Source organism: Hephaestia caeni, from assembly GCF_003550065.1.
Lineage (GTDB): Bacteria > Pseudomonadota > Alphaproteobacteria > Sphingomonadales > Sphingomonadaceae > Sphingomonas > Sphingomonas caeni_A.
Map to the genome: position 1 here is coordinate 894,896 of NZ_QXDC01000004.1, position 24,332 is coordinate 919,227.

Sequence of the window (24,332 nt, forward strand, 5' to 3'; positions counted from 1 at the left end):
TTGGACACGACAGCGCGTTTGCACTTTATGGTCAGGTCACCTCATTTGGCATCAACGCCACGACTTTATATTCCGGTCGTTCTGCCGGACTGAAGGTGTGCTGGGTGTAGCTGATGAGACCTTCTTCGGGATGCAAGAATGTTCTTTCTCCGCCTTCGCGCGCCATCACGGTCTGGCGGTCCCATTCCTCAGCGAAAAGGCCCGATTCATCGCGCAACCGCCCCATGAGGGTGTCCAGTACGGCATCGTTCAACATCCGCGCACAATCCGCGCGAAACTCTGCCAGTAGGCGCCGTGCCCGCTGTTCCCAGTCGGGTATGAGGGTTCGCGCCTCTGCCGAAGTGAACGTATAGCGCAACAGATTGCGCGGTTCGTCTTCACCAAGCCAGCCGACAAACAGGCGTTCAGCCGGTTCGTTCCAGCAGCACGCGTTCCAGAGCGGATCGAGCCCGTAGGCTGGACAGGGCAGGGCCTGAACGAGTGCAGTGACGCCTTCCGGCGCTTGCGACATTATTGAAGTCGATGCCGGAGCGGCAGGATCGCGCCGCCCGGCAAGCTCGAACATATATGCCCGTTCCGCCGGCGTAAGCGCGAGCGCCATCGCGAGGCGGCCAAGTGCATCGGGCGATACGCTGATCTCGCGCCCTTGTTCAATCCAGGCGCACCAGGTGACACCGATCCCGGCGCGTGCAGCCAGCTCTTCACGCCGCAAACCCGGTGTTCGTCGGCGGCGAACAGCAACGTCCGGTACCGTGCGCTCGCGATGGGAGCGGATAAACTGGCCAAGCATTTTGCGTCGTGCGTTAAGGTTCATGGGTATTCTTATAACAGGATAAATGGATATCTTGTAACAGGGTATTGGATCCTCTTCAGAGGCCATGAAGGAGAAGGTCATGGCCCGTTCACACGATGCGGTTGTCGAGGAGCAGTTCGGCCCCCAAGCCCACGCCTATGCGCAAAGCGCTGTCCACGCCGGTGGCGACGATCTGGATGCCCTGGAGGTGATCGCCGAACGCGACCGGCCGGATCATGCGGTGGATCTCGGCACGGGCGGTGGCCATGTCGCTTACCGGCTGGCGCGCCATGCCCGCACCGTCACCGCGGTCGATCTGTCGGCGGCGATGCTGGATACGGTCCGCAAGACGGCGCTGGCGCGTGGACTGTCAAACATAGCGGCCTGTGCTGCGCCGGCCGAAGATCTGCCGTTTGAGGACGACGCATTTGATATGCTGTGCTGCCGCTTTTCGGCGCATCATTGGCGTGATTTCGAAGGCGGCCTCCGCGAGTCACGGCGTGTCGTGAAGTCCGGCGCGACGGCTGTCTTTATCGATGTGGTTTCGCCGGGGTATGCGCCTTTCGACACTCATTTGCAGGCAGTGGAACTGCTGCGCGATCCATCTCATGTCCGAAACTACACGGAAGCCGAGTGGACATCCGCGCTGGCGCGTAGCGGCTTCCGCGTGCGCGGCACGCAAAAGCGGCGGTTGCGGATGGAATGGCAATCATGGGTCGATCGCATGCGGACAGTCGAAGCGCATCGCTCGGCCATCCGTTCGCTTCAGCAATGCGCATCTGCCGAGACCGCCAGCTATTTCGCCATCGAGCCCAACGGATCGTTCTCCATCGATACCCTGCAGATCGAGGTGACCGCCTGCCGCTGAAGCGAAAATCAACCGCTGATTTCCTGTGGGACCTTATGTGGGGACGGCGAGCCACGCCATCCATGATATCCAGAAAAATCATCTATTTATGGAAGGAATTGGCGGAGACGGAGGGAGCCACATCGACGCCCCTCGACGAGGCGCGCAAAACCGGGATGCTCGTGGTGCCATCACGCCTGATGGCACCACGAACGCCGTCGCAATTCAGTATTTCAACCGCAACTGGAGGCCGATCACGCGCGGCGGATCGATCGAGAAGCTCTCGGTATTCACCGCAAAGGGCGTGCCGAGCGCATAGCTCGACGTCAGCTTGTTGGTCAGATTCTGCCCGACGAGCGCCACGTCCCAGCCACCGTTCAATGTCCCGATCCCCAGCCGCGCGTCGATCTTGGCAAAGCCGCTCTGGTAGGAAGCAGGGTTCAGATTGTCGTCGAGGAAAATCCCCGAACGATAGCTGACGGTGAAATTGCCGGTGACGTGAAGGTTGCCGCCGACCGGCTGATCCAGATCGAGCCCACCCGACGCCGACCATTTGGGTGCGCGCGGAATCCGCGTGCCGCCAATATTCTCAAGGCAGTTCGCGGCCGGTGCGGTCTGACGGTAAAGGCAGAGGGCACCGGGGAAATCGTCATATTTCGCGTCGAGATAGCCGATCGCGCCCCGGAAGGTGAGCGGCGAGGACAGGCGCGCCGTCAGCTCGGCCTCGATCCCCTTGGACGTGGCGTCGGCCGCGTTGCGGGTGAGCGTGGCGTTGGCGATGGGGTCCCAGGCGGAGACCTGAAGGTCGGTGTATTTGGTGCGGAACAGCGCAATGTTGAGTTGCGCGCGCCGGTCGAACAATTCCAGCTTGGCGCCGACCTCGAACGATTGCGACGTCTCGCCGTCATAAGCGAAGCCCGATTGCTGCACCGCCGTCGAGGCGGCGACGAAACCGCCGGCCTTCGATCCCTTGGCGTAAGAGACGTAGAACATGCTCGGCCCGGTCAGATACTGGATCTGCACCGACGGGTCGAACGCGGTTTCGTCGATCTTGCCGGTCAGATCGGTCGCGAGCCAGCTCGCCGGGGGCGACCCGGTGACGTCGCGGATGAAGATCGCGTCCTTCTTCTCGACGGTGCCGCGCAGCCCTGCGGTGACGCGCCACTGTTCGGTCAGGCGGAACGTCCCCTGGACATAGCCCGACAGCGAATCGGTCTTCTGGTCCATCGACCGCCGGCTCGTCCCATCGAGCGCGCCCAGGCTGATCGAGGAGAACGCGAGGATATTGTCGCTTTCGGCGCGGTGGGCATAGACCCCCGCGACCCAGTTGAAGATGCCGTCGCTGGGCGAGGAGATCCGCAATTCCTGCGAAAGCTGCCAGAACGATTCGCCGAATTGCGTGGTGAAGAACGGGTCCACGGCGAAATCGCTGTCGACGGCGCGCAAATAGGTGAACTTCGAATAGCCGGTGATCGAGGTAAGCGAATAGCCGCCGCCCAATTGGATGTCGGTGGTAAGGCCGATATTGGCGCCGTGGCCGCGATCGAATTCATCGACGCCCGGCGTCGTCGCGCGGGTGAACGTCTTTTTGGCGCCGAACGGCGCGGTCGAGAAGAAATCGCCCTGGATGTCATAATCGAACAAATGCGTCCGGAGCACGAACGAGACGGTATCGCTCGGATCATAAGCGAGCGTCAGCCGGCCTTGAATGTTCTCGCGCTTGGGATCGTGATGGTCCTTGGCCGTATTGTACAGCCAGCCTTCGCGATTGTCGTACCGCAGCGCCAGCCGCGCCTTCAGCTTGTCGGTCAACGGCCCCGACGCCACCGCGGTGGCCTCGATCCCCTTATCGCCGGCGACATAGCCGGTCATCGATGCGGAAAGCTCGCGTTCGTCGGTGGGCACGCCGGTGGTGATATTGATCGCGCCGGACGAGGTGTTCTTGCCGAACAGCGCACCCTGCGGCCCGCGCAGCACTTCGATCCGCTCGACATCGAGGAAATCGCCCGAGGTCTGGCGGCCGCGGCCCATGTACAGGCCATCGATGAACAGGCCGACCGAGGGTTCGAAGGCGGGGTTGTTGGGGCCCGATCCGATGCCACGAATATAGAGCGACGGCACCCCTGGCGACGGCTGGATCGTCAGGTTGGGGACATAGTTCGTCATCCGTTCGAGATTGGCGATGCCGCCACGCTCCAGCGCCGCACCGGTCTGGATATTTGCGGAAATCGGCACGTCCTGCAGGCGCTCCTCGCGCTTGCGGGCGGTGACGACGATCTCCTCGAGCTGCAGGCTGCTGTCCGCCTCTTCATGCTGGGCGGCCTGAGCGTCGGGGCTCGTTTGCGCCATCGCGGGCGCAGCCCAGCCGATCATGAGCGCAACACTACCCGCGCCCGCAAGCGATGCGAACCGTTTGGACATATTCTCTCCTGTTGGCCTTGGCGTGATGCGCCCCCGTTGGCCGGTGAGCGCGCTGTTCGGTTATTGACGGGATGATGGAATCATAGCGCAGCCGCCTGATGCTGGACGACGCCGCGCAAGGGCGATTTGCTGCTGTCGAGATATTCGGCGATCCGGGTGATCCGGCCTGTCGCGTCGAGATGGCACAGGAAGCACACCGGCAGCCGCATCGCACTACCGTCGGCCATCGTACCGTGCGTCACATGCTCCTGGACGAAGCCGCCGTCGAAAACGTGCCGCCGAACGACTTCGTACCGACGGTTCGAGACCCGCGAAAAGAAAAGCTGCAACAATTCCTTGCTCTGCTCGATATCGGTGTCGGCTTCGTCGCGCGAATGCCAGATGCGCACGTCAGGCGCATACATGGCGACCACGGCATCGAGATCACCGGCTTCCACTGCGGCGAAGAACCGGTTGGCAATCGCCTCGGTCTGAACGGTATCGAGCATCCTAACCTCCTGCATCTGTGATCGCGCAGCTTGACCTTATGCTGCGTGAGTGCTCCAACTTTGTCAAATGGTCTGACGAGTTTTTTGGACGAACCGGTGATGAGCTTGGCCGAAGGAAGGCGTCCGCCGCGCTGCCAGGCCCGACGATACGCCCGGATTTGCGGCAATAGCGCGGGCAATGGCCGGCGGGATGCGTGGTCGGGCACAGTCGACCCGTTCTGTGCTCGTAAAGAAATTTTCCATCTTACCTGTGGCACGATAGCCACGCTCGACGCCCGCGCGCGCTGCCGATACAGCTTTGATCCTGTGTCACCGCGGGAAGGGACAGGCGTGTTGCTCGGTCGGAAATCACATCGCGGCCCAAAGCCCCTGGCCGGGTTATGAGCCGGGCGCCCACCGGATCGGTCCTCAACGGCATGGACCTCCTGACGCTGCGGCTGCTGCTCGCGGCGCGCGAGGAAGGCAATCTCGCGCGCGCGGCCGAACGCGAGAACATCGCGGTGTCGGCGGTAAGCCGACGCATTTCGGACTTCGAGAGCCGCTATGGTGTACGCCTTCTCGATCGCCACGATCGCGGCGTCAGCGTGACACCCGATGGCGCTGCGATGCTCGATCGCGTCGCCCATGCTGTCGAACTGCTCGAGCAGATCGCCCGCGATCTTCAGGAAATCCGCGAAGGGGTGCGCGGCAATGTGCGGTTGCGCGCGCACACCACCGCCATCCTCTCGGGTTCGTTGCCCGCGCGCATGGCCGATTTCCTCGAACGCTATCCGCGGGTCGAGGTCGAACTCGACGAAGGCACCAGCTTCGACATCATCCACGCCGTCCGCGTCGGCGTTTGCGATCTGGGGCTCATCTCGGGAACGGTCGCCAGCGAGGGCGTGGAACTCATCCCCTGGATGGACGACGAACTCGTGGCCGTCCTGCCCGCAGGCCACCCGCTTGCCGCCAAGGAGGCGCTGTCGTTATCCGATCTGGTGACCGAGCCGTTCGTCGGGATGCAGCGCGACAGTTCGCTGCTGGCGCTCTACCGCACCCAGGCCCAGACATCGGGGCAGACGCTGCACGAGCGGGTGCACGCGACCAGCTTCGAAAGCGTGCGATCGATGGTGGCGGCGGGCGTGGGGGTCGGCATCCTGCCGGCAGTCGCGTGCGTCCCGGCAGCGCAGGGCCGGATCGCCTTCCGCCGGCTCGACGAACCCTGGGCCCACCGGCCGCTGATGCTGTGCGTCCGCGATCGGCAGGCGCTCTCCGCAGCCGCGAAACTGCTGGCGCGGCACCTGATGCCGGAAGGGCAGGAACACCGCTTCCCGGCGCCGTAAACCGGCGCGTGCGCTACCCGGCACACGCGAACCGGCCAGCGATCAACCGCTCGCCCGCGCCGATTTTTTGGTGCCGGCCATGATGCGGAGCTTTTCCTGAAAAAAGACATCGGGCCCGCCGTCGACATTGGCGACGACCGGGTCGCCCCACTGGCGCTCAAGCGCCGTGGCCAGCGCGTCGAGATGCTTGGCGCCGAGGCGCTCGCGGAGTTCTTCGGTCAGGGCGTTGGCGATCTTCTGCGCATCGCGGCGCATCGCCGTACCCATTTCGGTCAATTGGACGATCTTGATCCGACCGTCGCTCGGATCGGGCACCAGCTCGAAAATCCCGCGATCGACCATACCGCCGATCGTCGAATGCACCGCTTGCCGGGTCAGCCGCAGGCTGCGTGCGATATCCGCGGGCCGCACCACATCGACCGTGACGTGCATCATCACCATCGATTCGGGCCGCGTGACCGGGGGCCATCCGAGTTCGCGCAGGCTGATCTGCAGGCTCTCGTCGAACCATTCGAACGCCTGCAATACTTGAACGATGAGATAGGAGCTGCTGATCATTCGCAACCTTTGGCACAGTTTAACGCCCGCTTGTGCCAAGATTCTACTCCCATATCTCGGAAAAAAAGATCCGCCACCGCCGGCGGCGGACGAAAGCACCCCTTTCGTCCGCGCCGTCTATGTCAGGCGCGCACCGGCAACCGGTGTGCGGAATCGAGATATTCGTCGATCCGCTTGATCTTGCCGCCCTCCACCTGCGCGACCACGCAGACCGGCAGCGAAAGCGGCTTGCCCGTCTCCCGGATCGTCCCGGTGAAGTAATGCTGCTGGACGAAGCCGCCCGCGAAGACGCTGCGTCGTACCTCCTTGTAGCGCACGTCGCTCAGATAGTCGCTGACCCCCCTCAAAAACGCGAGACTCGACTCCGCGGGAACCGCGATCTGGTTGTAATTCTTCCAGATCACCGCATCGGCGGCGTAGATTTCAGCGAGCGCCGCGATGTCCTGCTTCTCGATGCTCGAAAACAGGCGGTCGGCAACCGCATCGGCTTCCTCGGGGGTAGCAGTCATTTTTTACTCCAGTTGCAACAGACAATGAGGCGGTCGTCGGGAAAGCGTCCCGTGCCGATAGGCTCAGGCCTCAGGCCTCCGCCCGGCGCCAGACCGCAGGGAAATCGGGCGCGTCCATCCGATCGCCGTCGTTCAGCGTCTGGCTTGACGGGGCCCCTTCGGGCGCGCCGGGGCGCTGATAATAACGTACATCATCGCCGGTGTAGCGGACCGCGAACGAGCGACGCGGCCGGTCGGCGCTGACGTTGCCCGTGGAGCCGTGCAACGTTCGATAATTGTGGACCAGAACGTCACCGGGCTCGGAATCGTAATAAACGATGTCGTAATCCGCTTCATTGGCCTCGATATCCGGGATTTGCTCGCCGACCGCCCCGGGAAGTTGCTGCTGGCTCACGAACACATTGGCGGCGAACTGGCGCTGCCACAAATGCGATCCCCTGACATAGCCCATCGCACCATTCGCCTTGGTCACCGGATCGACTGCGACCCAGAAGGTGCAGCATTGGTCTCCGGTGCAATTGAAATAGGATTCGTCCTGATGAAAGGCGGTGCGCTTGCCCGATCCGGCCTCCTTCCAGAACAATTGGTCGAAATAGAAATTGACGACATCGGCGTCGTACAAGTCCGCCGCGATCATCGGCAACGGCGAATCGAACGCGAAACGCCGCAAGTCCGACGAGATTTGCGAGGGGCTGTTCTTCACGAAGAACTGGCCGGAGGTGGTGGGGCTGTCCGACAGAATCTCGTTGCCCGCGGCCAGCGTCGCCTGGGTCAAACGCTCCATCGGGTTTTCCTCGGTCTGCAAATGGCTGGTGTAGAGTTGCTCCATCCCCTGGCGAAGGAAATCCACCCATTCCAGCGGCAGCACCTGCTTCAACTGCACGACTCCGTCGGCCTTGAGCGCCGCTCGCTCGGCATTGGTAATCGGCCGCATCGGTGCATTGATCATGTTTATCCTCCTGTTCGGCGCGTTACGGCGCGCTCGGTCGCTATGTGGTTCAGAAACGAATCTTCGCCTGCACGCTGATGTTGCGCGGCGGATCGATGGTGACGATGTGCGCGCCGGGATCGAGGAAGGTGTTCGCCAATCCGCCCGCGCCGCCGAATCCGACCGTCAATTCGTTGGTCAAATTCTGGCCGACCAGCGCCAGTTCCCAGCCGCCGTCCTCGGCACCGATCGCAATCCGGGCATCGAGCTTGGTGAAGCTTTTCTGTTCGGTGACGGGATCGTTCATGAAGTCGCGGTACGAGCGCGACTGGAACCGCGGTGACAGCGTTCCGGTAAGCCGAAGATCCGAGCCCAGCGACGTTTCGGCGGTAAAGTTCATCGCGCCCGACCAGCGTGGCGAAAAGCCGAGCCGTTCGCCCGATTGATCGCAACTGCCGATGACGCTGCCGTCGGGCTCCTGCAACGGGTAGCAGGGGCCGGAGGTGAACTCGACATATTTGGCTTGCGGCAGCCATGACAGGCTGCCGTCGAACCTGAAGAAGCTCGCCAGACGCGCCGAAAACTCCGCCTCGATACCCTTGACGCGCGCTTCGGGCGCATTGCCGGTGAAGATCGCGGCGGTCAGCGAGCCGTTGGTCGGGATCTGCGCCGACACCTGCAGATCCTTGTAGATCGTGTCGAACGCGGCCAGATTGAGGAAGCCCACCCCCGGCAGCGTCAGCTTGGCGCCGATTTCGTACGAGGTCGATCGCTCGGGGCGGAACTCGAACGCCTCGGCGGTCGCGTTGCTGATGGCGCCCTGAAAACCGCCGCTTTTCGATCCCTTGCTGAAGGTCGCGTAAACCATCGCGTTACGGCTGAATTCATACTGGATGCCAACCGCGGGATCGACGCGGCCAGCTTCGATATCGCCAGCGATCGCTTCTTGCAGCACGCCGATATAGTCCGTCGCGGCCTGTGGGCCGCCCCAGCGCTTGTAATGCGCGGTCTTGGATTCGTGCGTATAGCGCAGGCTGCCGTTCAACCGCAGTTGGCTGGTCAGATAGGCGGTCAACTGGCCAAAGGCCGAATAGACTTCGTTATTCTGGCGAAATTCGCGATAGGTGCTCGCCGGCGGTGCAAACAGCACCCCGGTGGTGCGCTGCTCCATCAGCTTCGAATCGGAATAATAGCCGCCGACGACATAACGGAACGTGCCCGCATCGGGCGATACCAGCCGCAATTCCTGCGAGACCTGATCGAACTTCTGGTTGAAGATCGCGGTCGCGAAATTGCCCGAATAGAAATCGGCGTCGATGAGGCTCCGGTTCACGAAAGCCGAATAGCCGCTGATCGACACCAGCGTCGGGCCGCCAAGATCGACATCGAACTGCAACGACGCGTTGTTCGCGTGGATATTGTCATATTCATTGTCGTCTTGGAGATAGGTGTCCTTGCTCCGGTCGAGCGGATAGCCCTTGGTCGGCGCGAGCACCTGCATCGGGATGCCGTTCGAACGGACATCCGAATGTTCGTATTTGGCCGTCACCACCACCGGGCCGCCATTATCGACCACGCCGACGATCCGGCCCACGGCTTCGCGGCGGCTCGGCTGGTCCTCGTCGAGATAGCTGTTGTAGAGATAGCCGCCCATGTCGGAATATTTCCCGGCCACACGGAAACGCACCGCGTCGGACACCGGCAGATCGACAGCACCTTCGACCGTCGGCCCGTCAAAGGCGAAATTGTAGAGCGCGTTCACATAGCCGCCGAATTCGTGCCCCGGCTTGCGCGAGATGACGTTGATCGCCCCCGCGCTGGTGTTGCGGCCAACCAGCGCGCCTTGCGGTCCACGCAGGATTTCGAGCCGCTCGATGTCGAGGAACGGCGCCGAGAATTGTCGCGCATTGCCGCCGTAGATTCCGTCGATGAACATCACCACCGACTGGTCGAGCGAGGGGCTGCCCGGGCTCGATCCGATGCCGCGCAGGATGATCATGTTCGCGGCGGGGGATTTGGCGATGGTGAGGTTGGGCACCAGGGGGGCAAGCTGCTCGAAGGTCTGGATCGATCGATCCTGCAGTGTGTCGCCTGCGACGACGGCAAGCGAGATCGGCACGTCCTGCAGCCGTTCGGACCGCCGCTGCGCGGTGACGATGATCTCATCGCCGATGGGGGCCGGCGCCACGGCCTGGGCCGGATCGGCGGCATCGCTCGTCGTCGGCGTGGCCTGGCCTGGATCGCCGCCGCCTGGTGTCGCCGCCTGCGCCGAAGCAGCCGTCGCCATTGCCAGCGCCGCGACGGCACTCAACAATCGATCGCGCGTTTTCATTCGCCCTCTCCCGCAATATTTTGTTGCGTGGAGAAGCTCGACTCAAAACGTGATAATGTCAAGATGCTTGACTAGCATGTCAGCATATATGACCTTCGTGCCGCCCTGGGCCGCGCGGTGGCAGCCCTTCGCGGCTATCCTCCACGCCGGCCTCGGGCGGCTATTCGGTTACGTCAGCGCGCCAGCTTCGCCGCGAGTTCCGCGACGTATCGGCCCTGATATTGTGCGCCGGCGAGTTCGGTGTCGGACGGCATACGCGCGCCGTCCGATCCGGTGATCGTGGTCGCGCCATAAGGCGATCCGCCCTTTACCTCGTCGACCCCCATCTGGCCTGCGAAGCTGTACGGTAGCCCGGCGATCACCATCCCGAAATGCATCAGGTTGGTGATGATCGAAAACAGCGTGGTCTCCTGCCCGCCATGTTGTGCGGCGCTGGCGCTGAAGGCCGAGCCGATCTTGCCGGTCAGCGCACCCGACGCCCAGAGCGCCCCCGCCTGATCGATGAAGCTGGCCATCTGCGAACTCATCCGGCCATAGCGCGTGCCGGTGCCGACGATGATCGCGTCGTAATGCGCCAGCTCGGCGACTTCGGCCACCGGCGCATCCTGATCGAGCTTGAACCGGCGATCGCGCGCAATATCGGGCGGCACGAGTTCGGGCACGCGCCGAATATCGACCGTCGCGCCCGCCTCGCGGGCGCCCGCGGCAACCGCCTTCGCCATCGCCTCGACATGGCCGTACGCCGAATAATAGAGAACAAGAACCTTCGCCACGCGACCCTCCCATGTGCCCGGCCCGTCCTGGCCGTGTCGCGGACCTACGGAGCTTGTTCGGTACACGCAACGACTAATGTCAGATTATTTGACATATGAACGGAAACTACGCACCATTGTGACCGGCCATGCGGCCCAAGACGAAACGCACGGTTGCGGTGCGCCTGCTGAGCGGCGTCGCGGCAACACGACAGACTTCAGAGGGCTTCATGGATTTCAATCTGCCTGCCGATCTCGCCGCCTATCTCGATGAGCTCGATGCGTTCATCGACCGGGAAATCCGCCCGCTCGAGCAGCGCGACGACAATATCCGCTTCTTCGATCACCGCCGCGAATGGGCGCGCACCGATTTCGACCGCGGGGGTCTACCCCGGCACGAGTGGGAAGCCTTGCTCGCCGACGCCAAGCGGCTGGCCGACACCGCCGGCCACCTGCGATTCGCGCTTCCCAGCGAGTTTGGTGGCCGCGACGGCTCGAATCTGGCGATGGCGGTGATCCGCGAGCATTTCGCCGCCAAGGGGCTGGGGCTGCACAACGACCTTCAGAACGAACATTCGATCGTCGGCAATTTCCCCCAGGTGCTGATGTTCCGCGATTTCGGCACGCCCGAACAGCGCAACGCCTTCATTCCGGGCATCCTCGACGGCAGCAAGGCGGTCCCCTTCGGCCTCACCGAGCCCGCGCACGGCTCCGATGCCACGCATATGGAGACGGTCGCGATCCGCGAATCGCGCGACGGCACGCCGGGCTGGCGGATCGACGGCGAGAAGATGTGGACGACGGGGATGCACGTCGCCACCGACGTGATGGTGTTCGCGCGCACCTCGGGCAAAGCCGGCGATGCGCGCGGGATCAGTTGCCTGCTCGTCCCCGCCGACGCGCCGGGCGTGAAGATCGAGGAATATCTGTGGACCTTCAACATGCCCACCGATCACCCGCGGGTCAGCTTCACGGACGTGTGGGTTCCCGACGACGCGATCCTCGGCGACGAAGGCGACGGGCTGTCGGTCGCGCAGCATTTCACGCATGAGAATCGCATCCGGCAGGCCGCCTCGTCGCTTGGCGCGGCCAGCTTCTGCGTCGCGGAAAGCGTTGCTTACGCCCGCGCCCGCAAGCCGTTCGGCAAGGCGCTCGCGGTCAATCAGGCGATCCAGTGGCCGCTGGTCGAACTCGCCACGCAGATCGAGATGCTGCGGCTGCTGATCCGCAAGACCGCGTGGGAAATGGATCAGATGTCCAAGCCCGAGGTCGCGGTGCAACTGTCGGACAAGGTCAGCATGTGCAATTACTGGGCGAACCGCCTTGTCTGCGAAGCCGCGGATACCGCAATGCAGGTTCATGGCGGCATCGGCTATTCGCGGCACAAGCCGTTCGAGCACATCTATCGCCACCACCGCCGCTACCGGATCACCGAAGGCGCCGAGGAAATCCAGATGCGGCGCGTCGCCTCGTGGACGTTCGGCTTTGCGGGCCCCAACAAGCAGCGCGCCTGAAACCGGCCGCGGCGTCGGCGCGCTCCTTGCTTAGCCCGCCGACGCCAGGCTGCGCTTGATGGTCTTGGCGATCGACCATTTGTGCACTTCGGTCGGCCCGTCGTAGATCCGGAACGCGCGCAACTCGCGGAACACCTGCTCGACGACGGTCTCTTCCGACACGCCGAGCCCACCCATGATCTGCACGCAGCGATCGGCGACCTGGAACAGCGCTTCGGACACCGCCACCTTGGTCATCGAGCTTTCGAGCCCCGCCGGCTCGCCCGCATCGAGAAGCCCGGCGCACCAATCGATCATCAGTTCGGCCTGGCGCAACGCAATGGCGTTGTCGGCGAGCATGAAGCCCACGCCCTCATGGTCGATCAACGGCTTGCCGAACGCGCGCCGCGACACGGCATAGCGCGCGGCGATATCGTTGGCGCGGGTACAGGCGCCCCGCCACCGCATACAATGCGTCAGCCGCGCCGGCCCCAGCCGGACCTGAGCGTAGCGATAGGCAAGGTCCACCTCGCCCAGCACCGCGTCCGCGCCCAGCCGGAGATCGTCGAAACGGACGATGCAATGCCCGCCGGGCAGGCAGCCGTCGATCGTCCGCACCGATCGTTCGATGACCACCGCCGGATCGGGCATGTCGAACACGAACATCGTCGCCGCGTGGCTGCCGGGCGCGCCCGTTGCTGCGATCAGCAGGCCGATTTCTGCGCCGTCCGCGCCGGTGATGAAGGCCTTGCGCCCTCGGATGATCCAGTCCTCACCATCGCGAACCGCCGTCGTCTTGAGCAACGACGGGTCCGATCCGGCGCCGTCCTCGGCGGCGGGCTCGGTCATGAAGAAGGCGGAGCGCGTGCGCCCCTCGATCAGCGGCGCGAGGTAGCGGGCACGCTGCGCATCGGTCGCGATATGCGACAACAGATAGATATTGCCTTCGTCGGGCGCGGCCACGTTCAGCGCGACCGGCCCCAGCGGCGAATGGCCCGCCGCGCGCAGCACCTTGGCGGTGTCGCGATGCGACAGGTGCGTCCCGTCCGGCCGCACATTGGGCGTCAGCAGCCCACGCGATCGGGCGTGGTCACGCATCTCCTGCACCAGCGCGTCGTCAGGCCCATGCGTCCCCCAGCGCGGATCGCGCTCATAGGGCACGATGATCTCGTCGATGAACGCGCGGACGCGATCAGCAAGCGCATCGGCCGCGGCGTGCGGCTCCACGCCCTCACCGTCGCTCATCCGGTTACCACCGCCGCGCCGCCCTGCGCGCTGTGGCGCAGTTCCACTTTCAGCACCTTGCCCGCCGCCGAGCGCGGGAGGGGCTCCTCGCGGACTTCCACCGTCTTCGGACATTTATAGCCGGCGATATACTCGCGGCAAAAGCCGATCAGCGCCGTCGGGTCGATCGTCTGGCCGCTCTTGGCGACGACGATCGCATGGACGCGTTCGCCCCATTTCTCGTCGGGGACGCCGATGATCGCACATTCCTCGACGGCGGGGTGCCGGTAGAGGACGTCCTCGACCTCGATCGAATAGACGTTCTCGGCGCCGCTCACGATCATATCCTTGATGCGGTCCGAGATGAACAGATACCCCGCCTCATCGAAATAGCCGATATCCTGCGTATGCATCCAGCCGTCGCGCAGGGCTTCGGCGGTTTCGGCCGGCCGGTGCCAGTAACCGAGCATCATATTGGGGCCGCGCGCAATGATCTCGCCGGTCTCGCCCGGCGCGCATTCGCGTCCATCATCGGCGACGACCTTGATCTCATATTCGCACATCACCCGCCCCACCGAGCGGAGCCTGCCGGTATCCGCCCCCGGTTTGTGATCGTCCGGGCCGAGCAGCGTGAGCGCGGGCACTTCGGTCATCCCATAGCCATGCGCCAGGCCAACCGTGGGAAAGCGCTCGCGCGTCGCCAGCATCAGCGCCACCGGCATCGCCGATCCGCCATAGCCGAAGATGCGCATCGCGGAGAGATCGGCGGTCGCGGCCTTGGGGTGTTTCGTCACCCGATCGATGATGGCCGGCACGGTGAAGCAATGCGTCACGCGCTCGCGCTCGAGCAGATCGATCAGCGCGCCAGGCTCGAAGGTCGAGGTGAAGACGTGGATGCCGCCCACCATGGTGGTGAAAAAGATGCCGACCGCCGACACATGAAACATCGGCGCCGAGTGCAGATTGACGCAATGTTCGTCGACCGAGAACCCCATCACGAAGTTGCGCGACATGGCGTGCAGGCTTTCGTGCGAGAGCATCACGCCCTTCGGCCGCCCCGTGGTGCCCCCGGTGAAGAAAATGCCGGCCAGATCATCGCCGCCACGCATCGGCTCGGGAATCGGAGTCCCCGATGCCCGAACCTCGGCCAGCGTCCCGTCACCGGCCAACGCGGTGTCGATCGCCACGAAATGCGGCGGCGTCGTCATCGACGTGCGCAGCTTGGCCACAACGGGGGCGAATTCGGGCCCGTAAAAGAGCACCCGCACCCCGGCATCGTCGAGCTGGAATTCGATCTCCGCCGCTGCAAGCCGCGTATTCAGCGGAACGATGACCGCCTCCGCCCACATCGTTGCGTAATAGAGGTCGAGATAGGCCGCGCTATTGTTCGCCAGCACGGCGACGCGCTCATCGGCGGCGACGCCCAACTGGCGCAGGCCACCGGCAAGCCGCATCACCTCGTCGCGAAACACACTCCAGGGACGGCGCTTGGCGCCTTCGACAGTCGCGATCCGATCCCCAAACAATCGGGCCGCTCTCTCAAGGCAATAGGTCAGTCGGACGCGCATTGACACTCCGGGATCAAATCGTTCGGGTAAAAGCCGTGCAGGATTATCGGGCGGCCTGACGCATCGCGTCCCAGCCGGCCTCGATCCGTGACAGAGCGCCATCCACGTTCGCATTCTCGCGGCACGCGGCATAATAAGCCGCCACATTGGGCAGGTCCGCGAACGGGTCTTTGAAACCGAACACCGGCGGATATTGGAACGCATAGCGCAACACCGGCGCGGCCGCGAAATCGGCCAGCGTCGTCTGCCCGCCGGTCGCATGGCGGCCCGGCTCGATCCAGTGATTGAGGTGACCAAGCCCGGCCTTGATGCTGGCCAACGCGTGATCGACGACCGCCTGATCGCGCGTCGCGCGAGAGAGGTTTTTGAACAGCGGCATCATCGGATTCATGATATAGAGATCGATGATCCGCGCGATCAGCCGCACCTTGGCGCGCGCCATCGGATCCTCCGGGAACAGCGCCGGCTCCGGATGCACCTGCTCCAGATATTCGCAAATCACTTCCGATTCGGGCAGATTCACGCCATCGACACGCAGCACCGGCAGCTTCTGGATCGGGTTGATCAGGCCGTATTCCGCCGAGCCGAATCCGCCGGGCGGATGCTCGTGCGTAAACGCGATGCCCTTGTGATCGAGCTGGAGCACGACGCGCTGGGCAAAAGGAGAAATGTCGGCGCTATAAAGGTGATATTGAGCCATGCTTCGACCTTCCCCCGCAAGCCTGCCGGAAATGGCAGATCGTCAATTTTCTTGATGATATTTGCCCAAGCAGCCGCGACAGTCAAGCGACACGACGAAGCCGAACCGAATTTTTTTGCCGAACGATCAGGCCTCAAGCGCGCGGCGCAGCGCCGAATAGCGCGGCTGATCCACGCGCAGCGCGTCGATCGCCGCGGCCCGCAGATGCTCGACAAGCGCGTCGCACGTCTCGTCGAACACGCCGCTTTGGATACGATCGCAGAGCAGCGCGTCGAGGTGGTCGCGTGTGCCCGATTCCCCCAGCAGCGCCGACAAGCGCGCACAATGCGCCGCCTCGACCGCCGCGGGTTGCCGCATCGCACGACACACCAGATCGAGTGCATTGGCGGCCACGCGCGTGTCGAACGCAAGGTCGCCCTCGGCGGTCGGCAAAACACGCTCGCGCAGGAATACGGCTACCGCTTCCACCAACTGGTCCGGGGTGATCGCGCTGCTCATCGGCCGTGTCCCGGTGCAAGGATATCGAGAAGATCGAGTTCGGTTTCGGAGACCCGGCGCCCGATGATCCCGCGTTCGACATTAGGGTCGCGCCCCTGCTCGAATTCGTGCGACATCTCACCGCACGCCACGCCCCATCGCAGCGAACCGAGCGCACGCCAGAACGCGATCCGCTCGGCCTCGATCGCGGCGCCACCCTGCGCACGATATCCTTCCATCAGCGCGGCGAGCGATCCGACCCCGCCGACCACCTTGTCGATCTTGCCGAACCGCCACGAATTGACCGTAACCCATCCCAGATCCTCGGCCGGATCACCCAGGTGGACGAGTTCCCAATCGAGCACCGCGGCAACGTCGTGCGGCGCCACCATCACATTGCCCATCCGGAAATCGCCATGAACAACGGTGGGGGTCACCGCGGGAAAGTCGGCCTGGCGCCGGCGCAGCCACCGCAAGGCGAGTTCGAACACCGGGGAACGCAGCGTGCGCGCGCGATAGCTCCGCTCGATCGATTCGATCTGTTCGGCCGCGGTCAGCGTCGCCAGCCCATCGATCGCGGTCGGTGGGATCGCGTGAATGCGCGCGAGCACCTCGCCGAAGCGGAACGCCAGCCGTTCGCGAACCGCGACATAGCCCTCGTCGCGCAGGATTTTGGATGGCAGTGTCAGGCCGGCGATCCGATCCGAGACGAACCCCTCGCCCAGCCCGTCCTCAGGCTTGAGCACCAGCCGCACCGGAGCCACCGGCACGCCCGATGCAGCGGCCTCGGTGATCGCCGCCGCTTCGACTGCAAGCGGCACTGAATTCATCAGCGGCGGCTGATCGGGGGGCCGGCGGCGCAGTACGAGCGGCGCGACGTCGTCGTCGCGGCGCAGATCGAACGCCCATGTCTGAAGGCTCGCGCCGCCCGTCAGACGGCGCAAGTCGGTAATGTCGCCGCCGAGCAGCGCGCCGAGGGTCACGCCCAGATCGGCACCGGACGAAGGAACTGGCGGATGCATCGGAGTCTCGCCCAGCGGGTCGGCGATGTGCGGGTCGCCGGCCTCAAGATGATGGATCAGGCCGCGGCCTTGCGAATTTCGAGCCGCTCGGCGCCGAACATCTCGATCTTCTGCGCGCGGGTGCGTGCGGACCATTCGGCGATCGCCTCACGAGCGTGCAGCTCTTCTTCGGCCATGATCGCGTCATGCTTCGCCGTCCGGTACGTCACCTCAAGCTGGATGCCGTTGGGGTCGTACATATAGATCGACCGCACGAACTCATGCTCGACGGGGCCGAAGCAGGTTTTGCCATGCCCACGGATGCGCTCCTGCATCGCCAGCAATTCCTCTTCGCTCGCCACTTCGAGCGCGACGTGAATGTCGAAGCTATGTTTGCGATCGAGCACTTCGGGGCGTGCATTGCCCGGTGCATCGAAGAAGGCGATATATTTGCCGTCACCCAGTTCGAAGAACAGGTGCATATATTCCAGTTGCTCGCCCGTGCCCGGCGCTTCGGCGATAACCAGCGCTGCCGCCAGCCTGAGCCCCAGCACGTCCTCGTAGAACCAGCGCGTCTGCTCGGCATCAAGGCAGCGATAGGCCACATGATGCGCGCCGCGGACCGGCGAGCGCACGAAAGATTCTGCCATAACGACCTCCTTCTCCTGCCGGAATCGCCGCAAGCCGGAGGGCGGCGCGGCGCTCCTTAAACCTCGACAGGCATAGTCTCTTCTCGAAACTAGTCAATTCTCTTTACGAACTGCCCGTGATTGGGCATCCTGGTTGGGCCAAGAAAATGAGAGGATTCAGCCCGGTGTCCCTGCTTCATATCCATGCCAGCCCCAAGGGCGCACGCTCGGCCTCGCTGCGGCTCGCCGATGCGTTTCTCGACGAAGTCCGCCGCCTCGAACCCGATCTGGAGATCACGCGGCTCGATCTGTTCGACACCGACCTGCCCGAATTCGGGGCCGATTCGGCGATCGCCAAATTCGCGCCGTTGTTCGGCGAAACGCGCACCCCCGCCCAGGAGGCTGCCTGGGAAGCGGTGCTGGCGCAGATCGAACGGCTCGACGCGGCGGACCGCATCCTGCTGTCGACGCCGATGTGGAATTACAGCATCCCCTATCGGCTCAAACATTATTTCGATCTGGTGCTCCAGCCGCGCGTGACCTTCGGCTACGATCCGCAGAAGATGCTGCATTACGGCATGTTGCGGAACCGGCCGGTCCAATTGATCCTGACGCGATCGTCGGTGCTGCCGGGCGACTTTGCCGATTTTCAGTTGCCGTATCTCAAATTCGCCTTCGACATGATGGGCATCCGCGATCTCAGCGTGCTGGCCGCCTGGCGCACCACCCGCCCCACCCCGGAAGCGCGCGAAGATTATATCGCCTCGTTCGAACCGCAAGCGCGCGACGCCGCCGCCGCTTTCCTCGCGCGGCCAGCCGGAAAGCCCGACTAGATTCTGCGGAACTTACGTGACGCAGGCCGGCATCAGCTCGATCGGCCCTACGCCGCGACGGTCCCGGCCGGCAGGCAGGCGCGCGCGGCGAGTGCATCGCGCACCCGCCCGCCAGTCTGGGCGCCGGGCAGCGCCACGACATCGCGCGCCACCGCGGCGAGCCGCCCGAGATCGATCCCGGTGCGGATACCCGCCTGTTCGAACATCCAGACGAGATCTTCGGTCGCGACGTTGCCGGTCGCGCCCGGCGCATAGGGGCATCCCCCCAGCCCGGCGACCGCCGCGTCGAAGCAGCGCACGCCGGCTTGCCATGCCGACCAAACGTTGGCCGCCCCCAGCCCGAACGTATCATGGCCATGAAACGCCCAGCCCGCGATCTGCGGAAAGCGGTCGCGCGCAGCCTGGAACAAGGCGGCAACCTGCGCGGGGTTGGCGCGGCCGGTCGTGTCGCACAGCGCGAACTCCGCATCGTGGATGACCAGCGCCAGTCGCTCGACCAGCGCCAGCACCGCACCGGCCTCGACCCGCCCCTCATGCGGGCAATCGAACGCCGTCGCGACGTTGACGCGCATCCGGGTGCCGCACGGCATGAGCGCCACGATCTGCATCAGATCGTTCACCGACGCGAGCGTGCCGCGGCGCACATTTCCGTAATTGTGACGTTCGGAGACCGACAACACGAACGACAGATGGTCCGCGCCGGCGGCAAGCGCGCGCTCGGCGTGGCGCACGGTAGGGACAAGCACCTGCGCGTCGAGCCCGCGCAACGCGCCCACACCGGCCAGCACCTGCTCGGCATCGGCCAGTTGCGGCAGTGCGGCCTGGCTGACGAACGAGGTCGCCTCCATGCGTCGAACCCCGGCGGCGTGAAGCGCCCCGATCACGTCGAGCTTGGTTTCGACAGGAATATAGGGTCCGACCGACTGGAACCCGTCGCGCGGGCCGACCTCGATGATCGTGACACTATCCGCGCTTTGGCCCGGGCTTTGGTGATGTACGTGCATCCCCGCTTCCTATGCCCCCGCACCCCGAAGTCCATTGTCGGTTGAGCAAGCCTGCGTTGTCGGCGCTCGAGCCTGTCAGGTCGGCGGCGGGCCCCATTCGACCGCCAGCGCCTCGCGCAGACCGTCCACCTTATCAGCGCCGATCCGGCCGGCAAGTTCGTTTTCGATCCGTTGCAGCGCCTTGATCCCGACCTCGCGAAGCACCGCGGCCTCTTCGCTGAACTCGACCAGCAACGCGCGGCTATCCTTGGGGTCGGGCCGCGACACGATGATGCCCAGCGCATTGAGACTGTTGAGCACCTGATTGATCGCCTGTCGGCTGATCCCCAGTTGCCGCGCAATCCGCGACGCGCGATGCTCGCCATTGGCGATGACCGACAGCACCAGCGACTGCGTGCGGTTGAGCGAGGTCACGCCTTGCGCCTTCATCGCCGCCTGCAACGCCTCATCGAACCAGTAAAAAGCCTGGAGGATGTTCACCATGAGCAGCGAGTGGTTCATCAGGTCTCCGTTCCCAAAGCGCGCCCCTGCCTAGCCCCGCCGCCACACCTTGCCAACGGTGGTTGCCTCGCTGTGGGGTGCATAGCGCACTTGCAACGCCTCTCATCATTTTGTAAAGGTTCTTGACATAAACTAGGAGACGAACATGGCCGCATCCGCGCAAACCGCTGCCCTCCCCGCATCATCCGCCGATCTGGTTGCAAGGGCGGAGGCGTTGATTCCGGCGCTTCGGAGCCGCGCGATCAAGGTGGATGCGGATCGCCGCGTTGCCGACGAATCGATCGCGGATATGCTCGCGGCCGACGTGCTGCAAATGCTGGCGCCCCACTGCTTCGGCGGCCCGCAGGCGGATCTCGCGACCTTCCTCGACGCGGGTATCGCGATCGGCCACGGATGCGGCTCGACGGGATGGCTGTTCGGCATTCTGGGTTGCCACCATTGGGTGCTCAGCCACTTTCCCGTCGCGGTGCAACAAGAGATGTACGGCGACAAGAACCACGCGCTCTGGCCGCTCAGCTTCTCGGGCAAGGGCGGCACCGCGCGGCCCGTTGACGGCGGCTTCATCGTGTCGGGCCGCTGGGGCTTTTGCAGCGGGATCGATTTTTCCGACTGGATCGGGGTCGGCGTACTCATCGACAAGGAAGACGCGCACGATCTCCACGATCGCTACAATGTCATCGTCCCGCGCGCCGAAGGCGAGGTGATCGACACCTGGTTCACCGCCGGGATGCGCGGCACCGGCAGCAGGGATTTCGTTGCGAACGAGGTGTTCGTGCCGACGCATCGCATCCTGAGCCAGGAGAAGATGCAGAATGGCGACACCCCCGGCTACGCGGCGCTGAGTGCGGATTATCCGGCCTTGAGCGCGCCATTCTACGGCGTGCTGCTCGCGGCGGTGATGTGTCCCGTGCTCGGCATCACCCGGCGCGTCATCGACGATTACGTCCAGGCGACGCGGAACCGCGCGGGCTTCCGCGGCCTCAAGCCGGCGGCCCGCCCGGCGGTGCAGATGAAGATCGGCGAGGCGATGGCGCGATACGACGCCACCTACCGCATGGTCCGCGCGATGTTCGTCGAGATCGACGATGCCGCCCGCCTCGGCCAGCAATGCACGATCGAACAGCGGCTGCGTCAGCGCCGCGATACCGCGTTCGCCGCCCAGACCTGCGTCGAAATCGTCGATAACCTCGTCTCGCGCGCCGGGGCAGGGGCGCAAACCCAGACCTCGCACTTGCAACTCGCCCAGCGCGACATCCACACCATCCGCACCCATGTGGTGCTCGATATCGAGGAAGCGATGGAACTCTATGGCAAGCACGTCCTCGATCAGGATCTTGCCTCGGTGCGTTTCTGAAATCGGGGGCCCGGCGCATGAACCAGCCTGACACCGCCGCGCCGGATTACCGGACCGAACTGCGCAGCGCGATGCGGCAGGTAATGGCCTCGGTCGCGGTCATCACCACCACCGCGGGCGATCGGCCCGCGGGGATGACGGCCACCGCGGTCTCGATGGTCTCGCTCGATCCGCCGTCGCTGCTGGTCTGCGTCAATCGCTCGACGCGGCTGTATCAGGCGATCGCCGATGCGCAGCGCTTCCGCATCACCTTCCTCAGCCAGAACCATTGCGAGGTGGCCCAGGCCTTCGGCGGACAATTACCGCAAGAGCAACGCTTCTCGATCGGGGCGTGGGATCTGGGCTCGGCCTATGGCCCCCGCCTCGCCGACGGGCTGGTCGACATCGAATGTGCGCTCGAGGCGCAGCTCGATCATGGCAGCCATACGATCTTCATCGGCGGCGCGGCGGCGGTCCGCTACGGCGAGGGGCCGGTGCTCCTCTATGGCAATGGCGACTATCATCGCGCGGCCTGACACGCGATCTAGCGCGGCTCGTGCGTCACGCGAAGCGCGGTTTGCGCTTCTCCCGAAAGGCGGCAACGCCTTCGTGAAAATCGGCCAGCCCGCCGGCCTCGCCCTGAAAGCGCCGCTCGGTGTCGAGTTGCTCGGCAAGCGGCGCTTCGAGCGCGGTCCAGATCGCCTCGCGCGTCCGCGCAAGCGCTGCTGACGGCCCCTCGGCGAGACGTTCCGCCAATTCCAGCGCGCACGAATCGACTGCCTCGTCCACCACGACGCGATTGACGAGCCCCCATTCCAACGCCGTCGGCGCGTCGAGCCGCCCGCCCAGCAGCGTCAATTCCATCGCCCGCACGCGCCCCACGGTCCGCGCCAGCAGCCATGATGCCCCCGCATCGGGCACCAGCCCGACATGGCGGAATGCCTGAAGAAACGCCGATTGGGCGCCCGCGACGACCAGATCGGCGGCAAGCGCGAGCGAGGCGCCCGCCCCCGCCGCCGTGCCGCGCACCGCGGCAACGATCGGCACCGGCAGCGCACGCAACTGGAGCATCAGCGGATTGAGGTGCGTTTCGAGCACCGCACCGGCATCGAAGCCCGGCGCCTGCACATCCAGATCGGGGCCGATATTGAACCCCGCACAAAACGCACGCCCCTCGCCGCGCAATACGATCGCGCGCGCGGTTGCGGCGGCGTCGGCAAGGCACGACGACAATTCGTCGAGCATGGGGATGCTGAGCGCATTGAGGTTCTGCGGATCGTCGAGCGAGACGATCGCGACGGCACCACGCTGCTCGGTGCGCACCAGACTGGCCATCTGTTTGTTCCTCGTCTCGCTGGAAATCAGGGCAGGATCAGCATCACGCTTTCGGCGACGCAGGCGGGCCTTTCCTCACCTTCGATCTCGAAAGTACATTGCGTCACGAGTTGCTGCCCACCGGCCCGCGCCTCTACCGCCTCGACCGTCTGATGCAGCCGCACCTTGCGCCCGGTGTGCAGCATGTTGGTGAAGCGCACGCGATTGGTGCCGCAATTGATCATCTGCGACATGTCTTCGATTTCGAGCAGCTCGGCCGCGAGCCGCGGCAGCAGCGACAGCGTCAGGAAACCATGAACCACCGTGCCGCCATGCACCTCGCCGGCGCGCGCGACATCGACATGGATCCACTGATGATCATCGGTCGCGCCCGCAAAGCCGTCGACCCGCGCCTGATCTACCTCGAACCAGCTCGATCGCCCGAGATCGCAGCCGATGAGATCGGGCAACCGCTCATAAGAAGTACGTATCATTCAAACAGTCTCCCGAGCGTCGGGTCAGATGACCTGGCCGTCGTGAATTTCGATGGTGCTGCCCGTGACATGGGCGCCGCCGTCCGAGGTGAGGTGCGCGATCGTCGCCGACAGCGCATCGATCGGCATCAACCGTCGGCGCGGCAACTTCTCGGTCATCCGCCGCCCGGCATCGCTGGTGAACCAATCGGCATTGATCTCGGTCATCATATACCCCGGGCACACCGCGTTGACCGAGATGCCCGATCGCACCCATTCTTTCGCCAATCCCTTGGCCAGCATCACCGCCGCCGCCTTGGACGCGCAATACGCGACCAGCCCGGGCAGCACGTGAAGCCCGCCCATCGACGCAAGGATCACGATCCTGCCGCGTGCCGCCGCCTCCCCCGCCGCCAGCAGCCGCTTGCCGCCTTCGCGCGCGGTGAGGAACACCCCGCGGACGTTCACGGCATGGATGGCGTCGAAATCCTCCACCGACAGGTCGGTCGCCGGCCCCTCGGCATTGATGCCTGCATTCGCAATCACGGTGTCGACCAGGCCGAAGCGCTGTTCCGCCGCATCATAGGCCGCGCGCACCGATGCCTCGTCGGTCACGTCGAGCGCGACGGCCAGCGCAGCGCCGCCATCGCGCTCGATCCGATCGACCAGCGCCGCCAGCCGCTCGACCCGGCGGGCGCCGACCACCGCCCGCGCGCCGCGCGCGGCCAGCATCGTGGCGAATTGCTCGCCGAGCCCCGATGAGGCGCCGGTGATCAGCACCACCCGCCCCTGATGTGTCTGCTCGATCATCTGCATCCCCCCGTGTCGCCCG

General features: G+C 64.6%; 25 protein-coding genes. 6 read left to right on the top strand and 19 right to left on the bottom strand.

Translation table 11 applies throughout. The features are described from left to right. Positions 1-31: 31 nt before the first annotated feature. Positions 32-895 carry a helix-turn-helix transcriptional regulator gene (locus tag DFR49_RS18875; RefSeq protein ID WP_211325935.1) on the bottom strand — a complete coding sequence of 288 codons (864 nt, stop codon included), beginning with the start codon at positions 893-895 and terminating at the stop codon, positions 32-34. Between DFR49_RS18875 and DFR49_RS18880 the strand changes: the two genes are divergently transcribed. Further along, positions 894-1,661 (top strand): class I SAM-dependent methyltransferase, encoded by a 768-nt coding sequence (locus DFR49_RS18880; protein WP_119037323.1) that lies wholly within the window; start codon positions 894-896, stop codon positions 1,659-1,661. The genes DFR49_RS18875 and DFR49_RS18880 overlap by 2 nt on opposite strands. Positions 1,662-1,865: 204 nt before the next feature. On the opposite strand, the gene DFR49_RS18885 is transcribed toward DFR49_RS18880, so the two are convergent. Both DFR49_RS18885 and DFR49_RS18890 read right to left on the bottom strand, forming a co-directional pair. Next, positions 1,866-4,061, bottom strand: a complete 2,196-nt coding sequence (locus DFR49_RS18885) for a TonB-dependent receptor (RefSeq protein ID WP_119037184.1) — start codon at positions 4,059-4,061, stop codon at positions 1,866-1,868. Between the two features lie 80 nt (positions 4,062-4,141). Beyond that, on the bottom strand, positions 4,142-4,549 hold the full coding sequence (locus DFR49_RS18890; protein WP_170151056.1) for a nuclear transport factor 2 family protein: 408 nt from the start codon (positions 4,547-4,549) through the stop codon (positions 4,142-4,144). A gap of 380 nt (positions 4,550-4,929) precedes the next feature. Here DFR49_RS18890 and DFR49_RS18895 point away from each other — a divergent pair, with 380 nt between their 5' ends. Beyond that, the gene (locus DFR49_RS18895) at positions 4,930-5,871 is read left to right on the top strand and encodes a LysR family transcriptional regulator (protein WP_119037186.1); all 942 of its coding nucleotides are present in this window, start codon (positions 4,930-4,932) and stop codon (positions 5,869-5,871) included. Positions 5,872-5,913: 42 nt separating this feature from the next. Here the strand turns inward: DFR49_RS18895 and DFR49_RS18900 are convergent, their stop codons facing one another. The 5 genes from DFR49_RS18900 to wrbA all read right to left on the bottom strand — a co-directional run bounded on the left by DFR49_RS18900 (position 5,914) and on the right by wrbA (position 10,971). Further along, positions 5,914-6,429 carry a MarR family winged helix-turn-helix transcriptional regulator gene (locus DFR49_RS18900; protein WP_119037187.1) on the bottom strand — a complete coding sequence of 172 codons (516 nt, stop codon included), beginning with the start codon at positions 6,427-6,429 and terminating at the stop codon, positions 5,914-5,916. A 122-nt stretch (positions 6,430-6,551) separates the two neighbouring features. Next, entirely contained in the window at positions 6,552-6,938 is a 387-nt protein-coding gene (locus tag DFR49_RS18905; protein WP_119037188.1) for a nuclear transport factor 2 family protein, read from the bottom strand. A gap of 70 nt (positions 6,939-7,008) precedes the next feature. Beyond that, positions 7,009-7,887 carry a phytanoyl-CoA dioxygenase family protein gene (locus tag DFR49_RS18910; protein WP_119037189.1) on the bottom strand — a complete coding sequence of 293 codons (879 nt, stop codon included), beginning with the start codon at positions 7,885-7,887 and terminating at the stop codon, positions 7,009-7,011. 49 nt (positions 7,888-7,936) lie between these two features. Next, positions 7,937-10,198, bottom strand: a complete 2,262-nt coding sequence (locus tag DFR49_RS18915) for a TonB-dependent receptor (protein WP_119037190.1) — start codon at positions 10,196-10,198, stop codon at positions 7,937-7,939. Positions 10,199-10,371: 173 nt separating this feature from the next. Beyond that, the gene (gene wrbA, locus DFR49_RS18920) at positions 10,372-10,971 is read right to left on the bottom strand and encodes an NAD(P)H:quinone oxidoreductase (RefSeq protein WP_119037191.1); all 600 of its coding nucleotides are present in this window, start codon (positions 10,969-10,971) and stop codon (positions 10,372-10,374) included. Positions 10,972-11,180: 209 nt separating this feature from the next. Between wrbA and DFR49_RS18925 the strand changes: the two genes are divergently transcribed. Next, positions 11,181-12,464: an acyl-CoA dehydrogenase family protein gene (locus tag DFR49_RS18925; protein WP_119037324.1), complete on the top strand. Its 1,284-nt coding sequence runs from the start codon at positions 11,181-11,183 to the stop codon at positions 12,462-12,464. Between the two features lie 30 nt (positions 12,465-12,494). On the opposite strand, the gene DFR49_RS18930 is transcribed toward DFR49_RS18925, so the two are convergent. The 6 genes from DFR49_RS18930 to DFR49_RS18955 form a co-directional block, all read right to left on the bottom strand. Then, positions 12,495-13,688, bottom strand: coding sequence for an acyl-CoA dehydrogenase family protein (locus DFR49_RS18930; protein WP_119037192.1), 1,194 nt, complete (start codon positions 13,686-13,688; stop codon positions 12,495-12,497). After that, positions 13,685-15,235, bottom strand: a complete 1,551-nt coding sequence (locus tag DFR49_RS18935) for an acyl-CoA synthetase (protein ID WP_170151057.1) — start codon at positions 15,233-15,235, stop codon at positions 13,685-13,687. Before DFR49_RS18935 ends, DFR49_RS18930 begins: the two co-directional genes overlap by 4 nt. Before the next feature lie 43 nt (positions 15,236-15,278). Next, positions 15,279-15,935, bottom strand: coding sequence for a glutathione S-transferase family protein (locus DFR49_RS18940; RefSeq protein ID WP_119037194.1), 657 nt, complete (start codon positions 15,933-15,935; stop codon positions 15,279-15,281). Between the two features lie 126 nt (positions 15,936-16,061). After that, positions 16,062-16,433, bottom strand: coding sequence for a DUF6285 domain-containing protein (locus DFR49_RS18945; RefSeq protein ID WP_119037195.1), 372 nt, complete (start codon positions 16,431-16,433; stop codon positions 16,062-16,064). Further along, positions 16,430-17,434 (bottom strand): phosphotransferase family protein, encoded by a 1,005-nt coding sequence (locus tag DFR49_RS18950; protein ID WP_170151058.1) that lies wholly within the window; start codon positions 17,432-17,434, stop codon positions 16,430-16,432. The genes DFR49_RS18945 and DFR49_RS18950 overlap by 4 nt, the downstream gene beginning before the upstream one ends. Before the next feature lie 56 nt (positions 17,435-17,490). Next, positions 17,491-18,063: a VOC family protein gene (locus tag DFR49_RS18955; protein ID WP_119037197.1), complete on the bottom strand. Its 573-nt coding sequence runs from the start codon at positions 18,061-18,063 to the stop codon at positions 17,491-17,493. Between the two features lie 164 nt (positions 18,064-18,227). Between DFR49_RS18955 and DFR49_RS18960 the strand changes: the two genes are divergently transcribed. Next, the gene (locus tag DFR49_RS18960; RefSeq protein WP_170151059.1) at positions 18,228-18,875 is read left to right on the top strand and encodes an FMN-dependent NADH-azoreductase; all 648 of its coding nucleotides are present in this window, start codon (positions 18,228-18,230) and stop codon (positions 18,873-18,875) included. A gap of 47 nt (positions 18,876-18,922) precedes the next feature. On the opposite strand, the gene DFR49_RS18965 is transcribed toward DFR49_RS18960, so the two are convergent. After that, positions 18,923-19,879: a hydroxymethylglutaryl-CoA lyase gene (locus tag DFR49_RS18965; protein ID WP_119037199.1), complete on the bottom strand. Its 957-nt coding sequence runs from the start codon at positions 19,877-19,879 to the stop codon at positions 18,923-18,925. A gap of 75 nt (positions 19,880-19,954) precedes the next feature. Next, the gene (locus tag DFR49_RS18970) at positions 19,955-20,380 is read right to left on the bottom strand and encodes a MarR family winged helix-turn-helix transcriptional regulator (RefSeq protein ID WP_119037200.1); all 426 of its coding nucleotides are present in this window, start codon (positions 20,378-20,380) and stop codon (positions 19,955-19,957) included. Between the two features lie 145 nt (positions 20,381-20,525). Here DFR49_RS18970 and DFR49_RS18975 point away from each other — a divergent pair, with 145 nt between their 5' ends. Beyond that, positions 20,526-21,734, top strand: a complete 1,209-nt coding sequence (locus DFR49_RS18975; protein ID WP_119037201.1) for an acyl-CoA dehydrogenase family protein — start codon at positions 20,526-20,528, stop codon at positions 21,732-21,734. Between the two features lie 17 nt (positions 21,735-21,751). Next, positions 21,752-22,249, top strand: a complete 498-nt coding sequence (locus tag DFR49_RS18980) for a flavin reductase family protein (protein ID WP_119037202.1) — start codon at positions 21,752-21,754, stop codon at positions 22,247-22,249. A gap of 25 nt (positions 22,250-22,274) precedes the next feature. Here the strand turns inward: DFR49_RS18980 and DFR49_RS18985 are convergent, their stop codons facing one another. The 3 genes from DFR49_RS18985 to DFR49_RS18995 are packed head-to-tail and all read right to left on the bottom strand — an operon-like array spanning position 22,275 to position 24,310. Continuing rightward, the gene (locus DFR49_RS18985; protein WP_119037203.1) at positions 22,275-23,048 is read right to left on the bottom strand and encodes an enoyl-CoA hydratase-related protein; all 774 of its coding nucleotides are present in this window, start codon (positions 23,046-23,048) and stop codon (positions 22,275-22,277) included. Between the two features lie 26 nt (positions 23,049-23,074). Then, positions 23,075-23,521, bottom strand: coding sequence for a MaoC family dehydratase (locus DFR49_RS18990; RefSeq protein WP_119037204.1), 447 nt, complete (start codon positions 23,519-23,521; stop codon positions 23,075-23,077). Between the two features lie 24 nt (positions 23,522-23,545). Continuing rightward, complete coding sequence (locus tag DFR49_RS18995; RefSeq protein WP_119037325.1) at positions 23,546-24,310, bottom strand: SDR family NAD(P)-dependent oxidoreductase; 765 nt, start codon at positions 24,308-24,310, stop codon at positions 23,546-23,548. Positions 24,311-24,332: the final 22 nt, after the last annotated feature.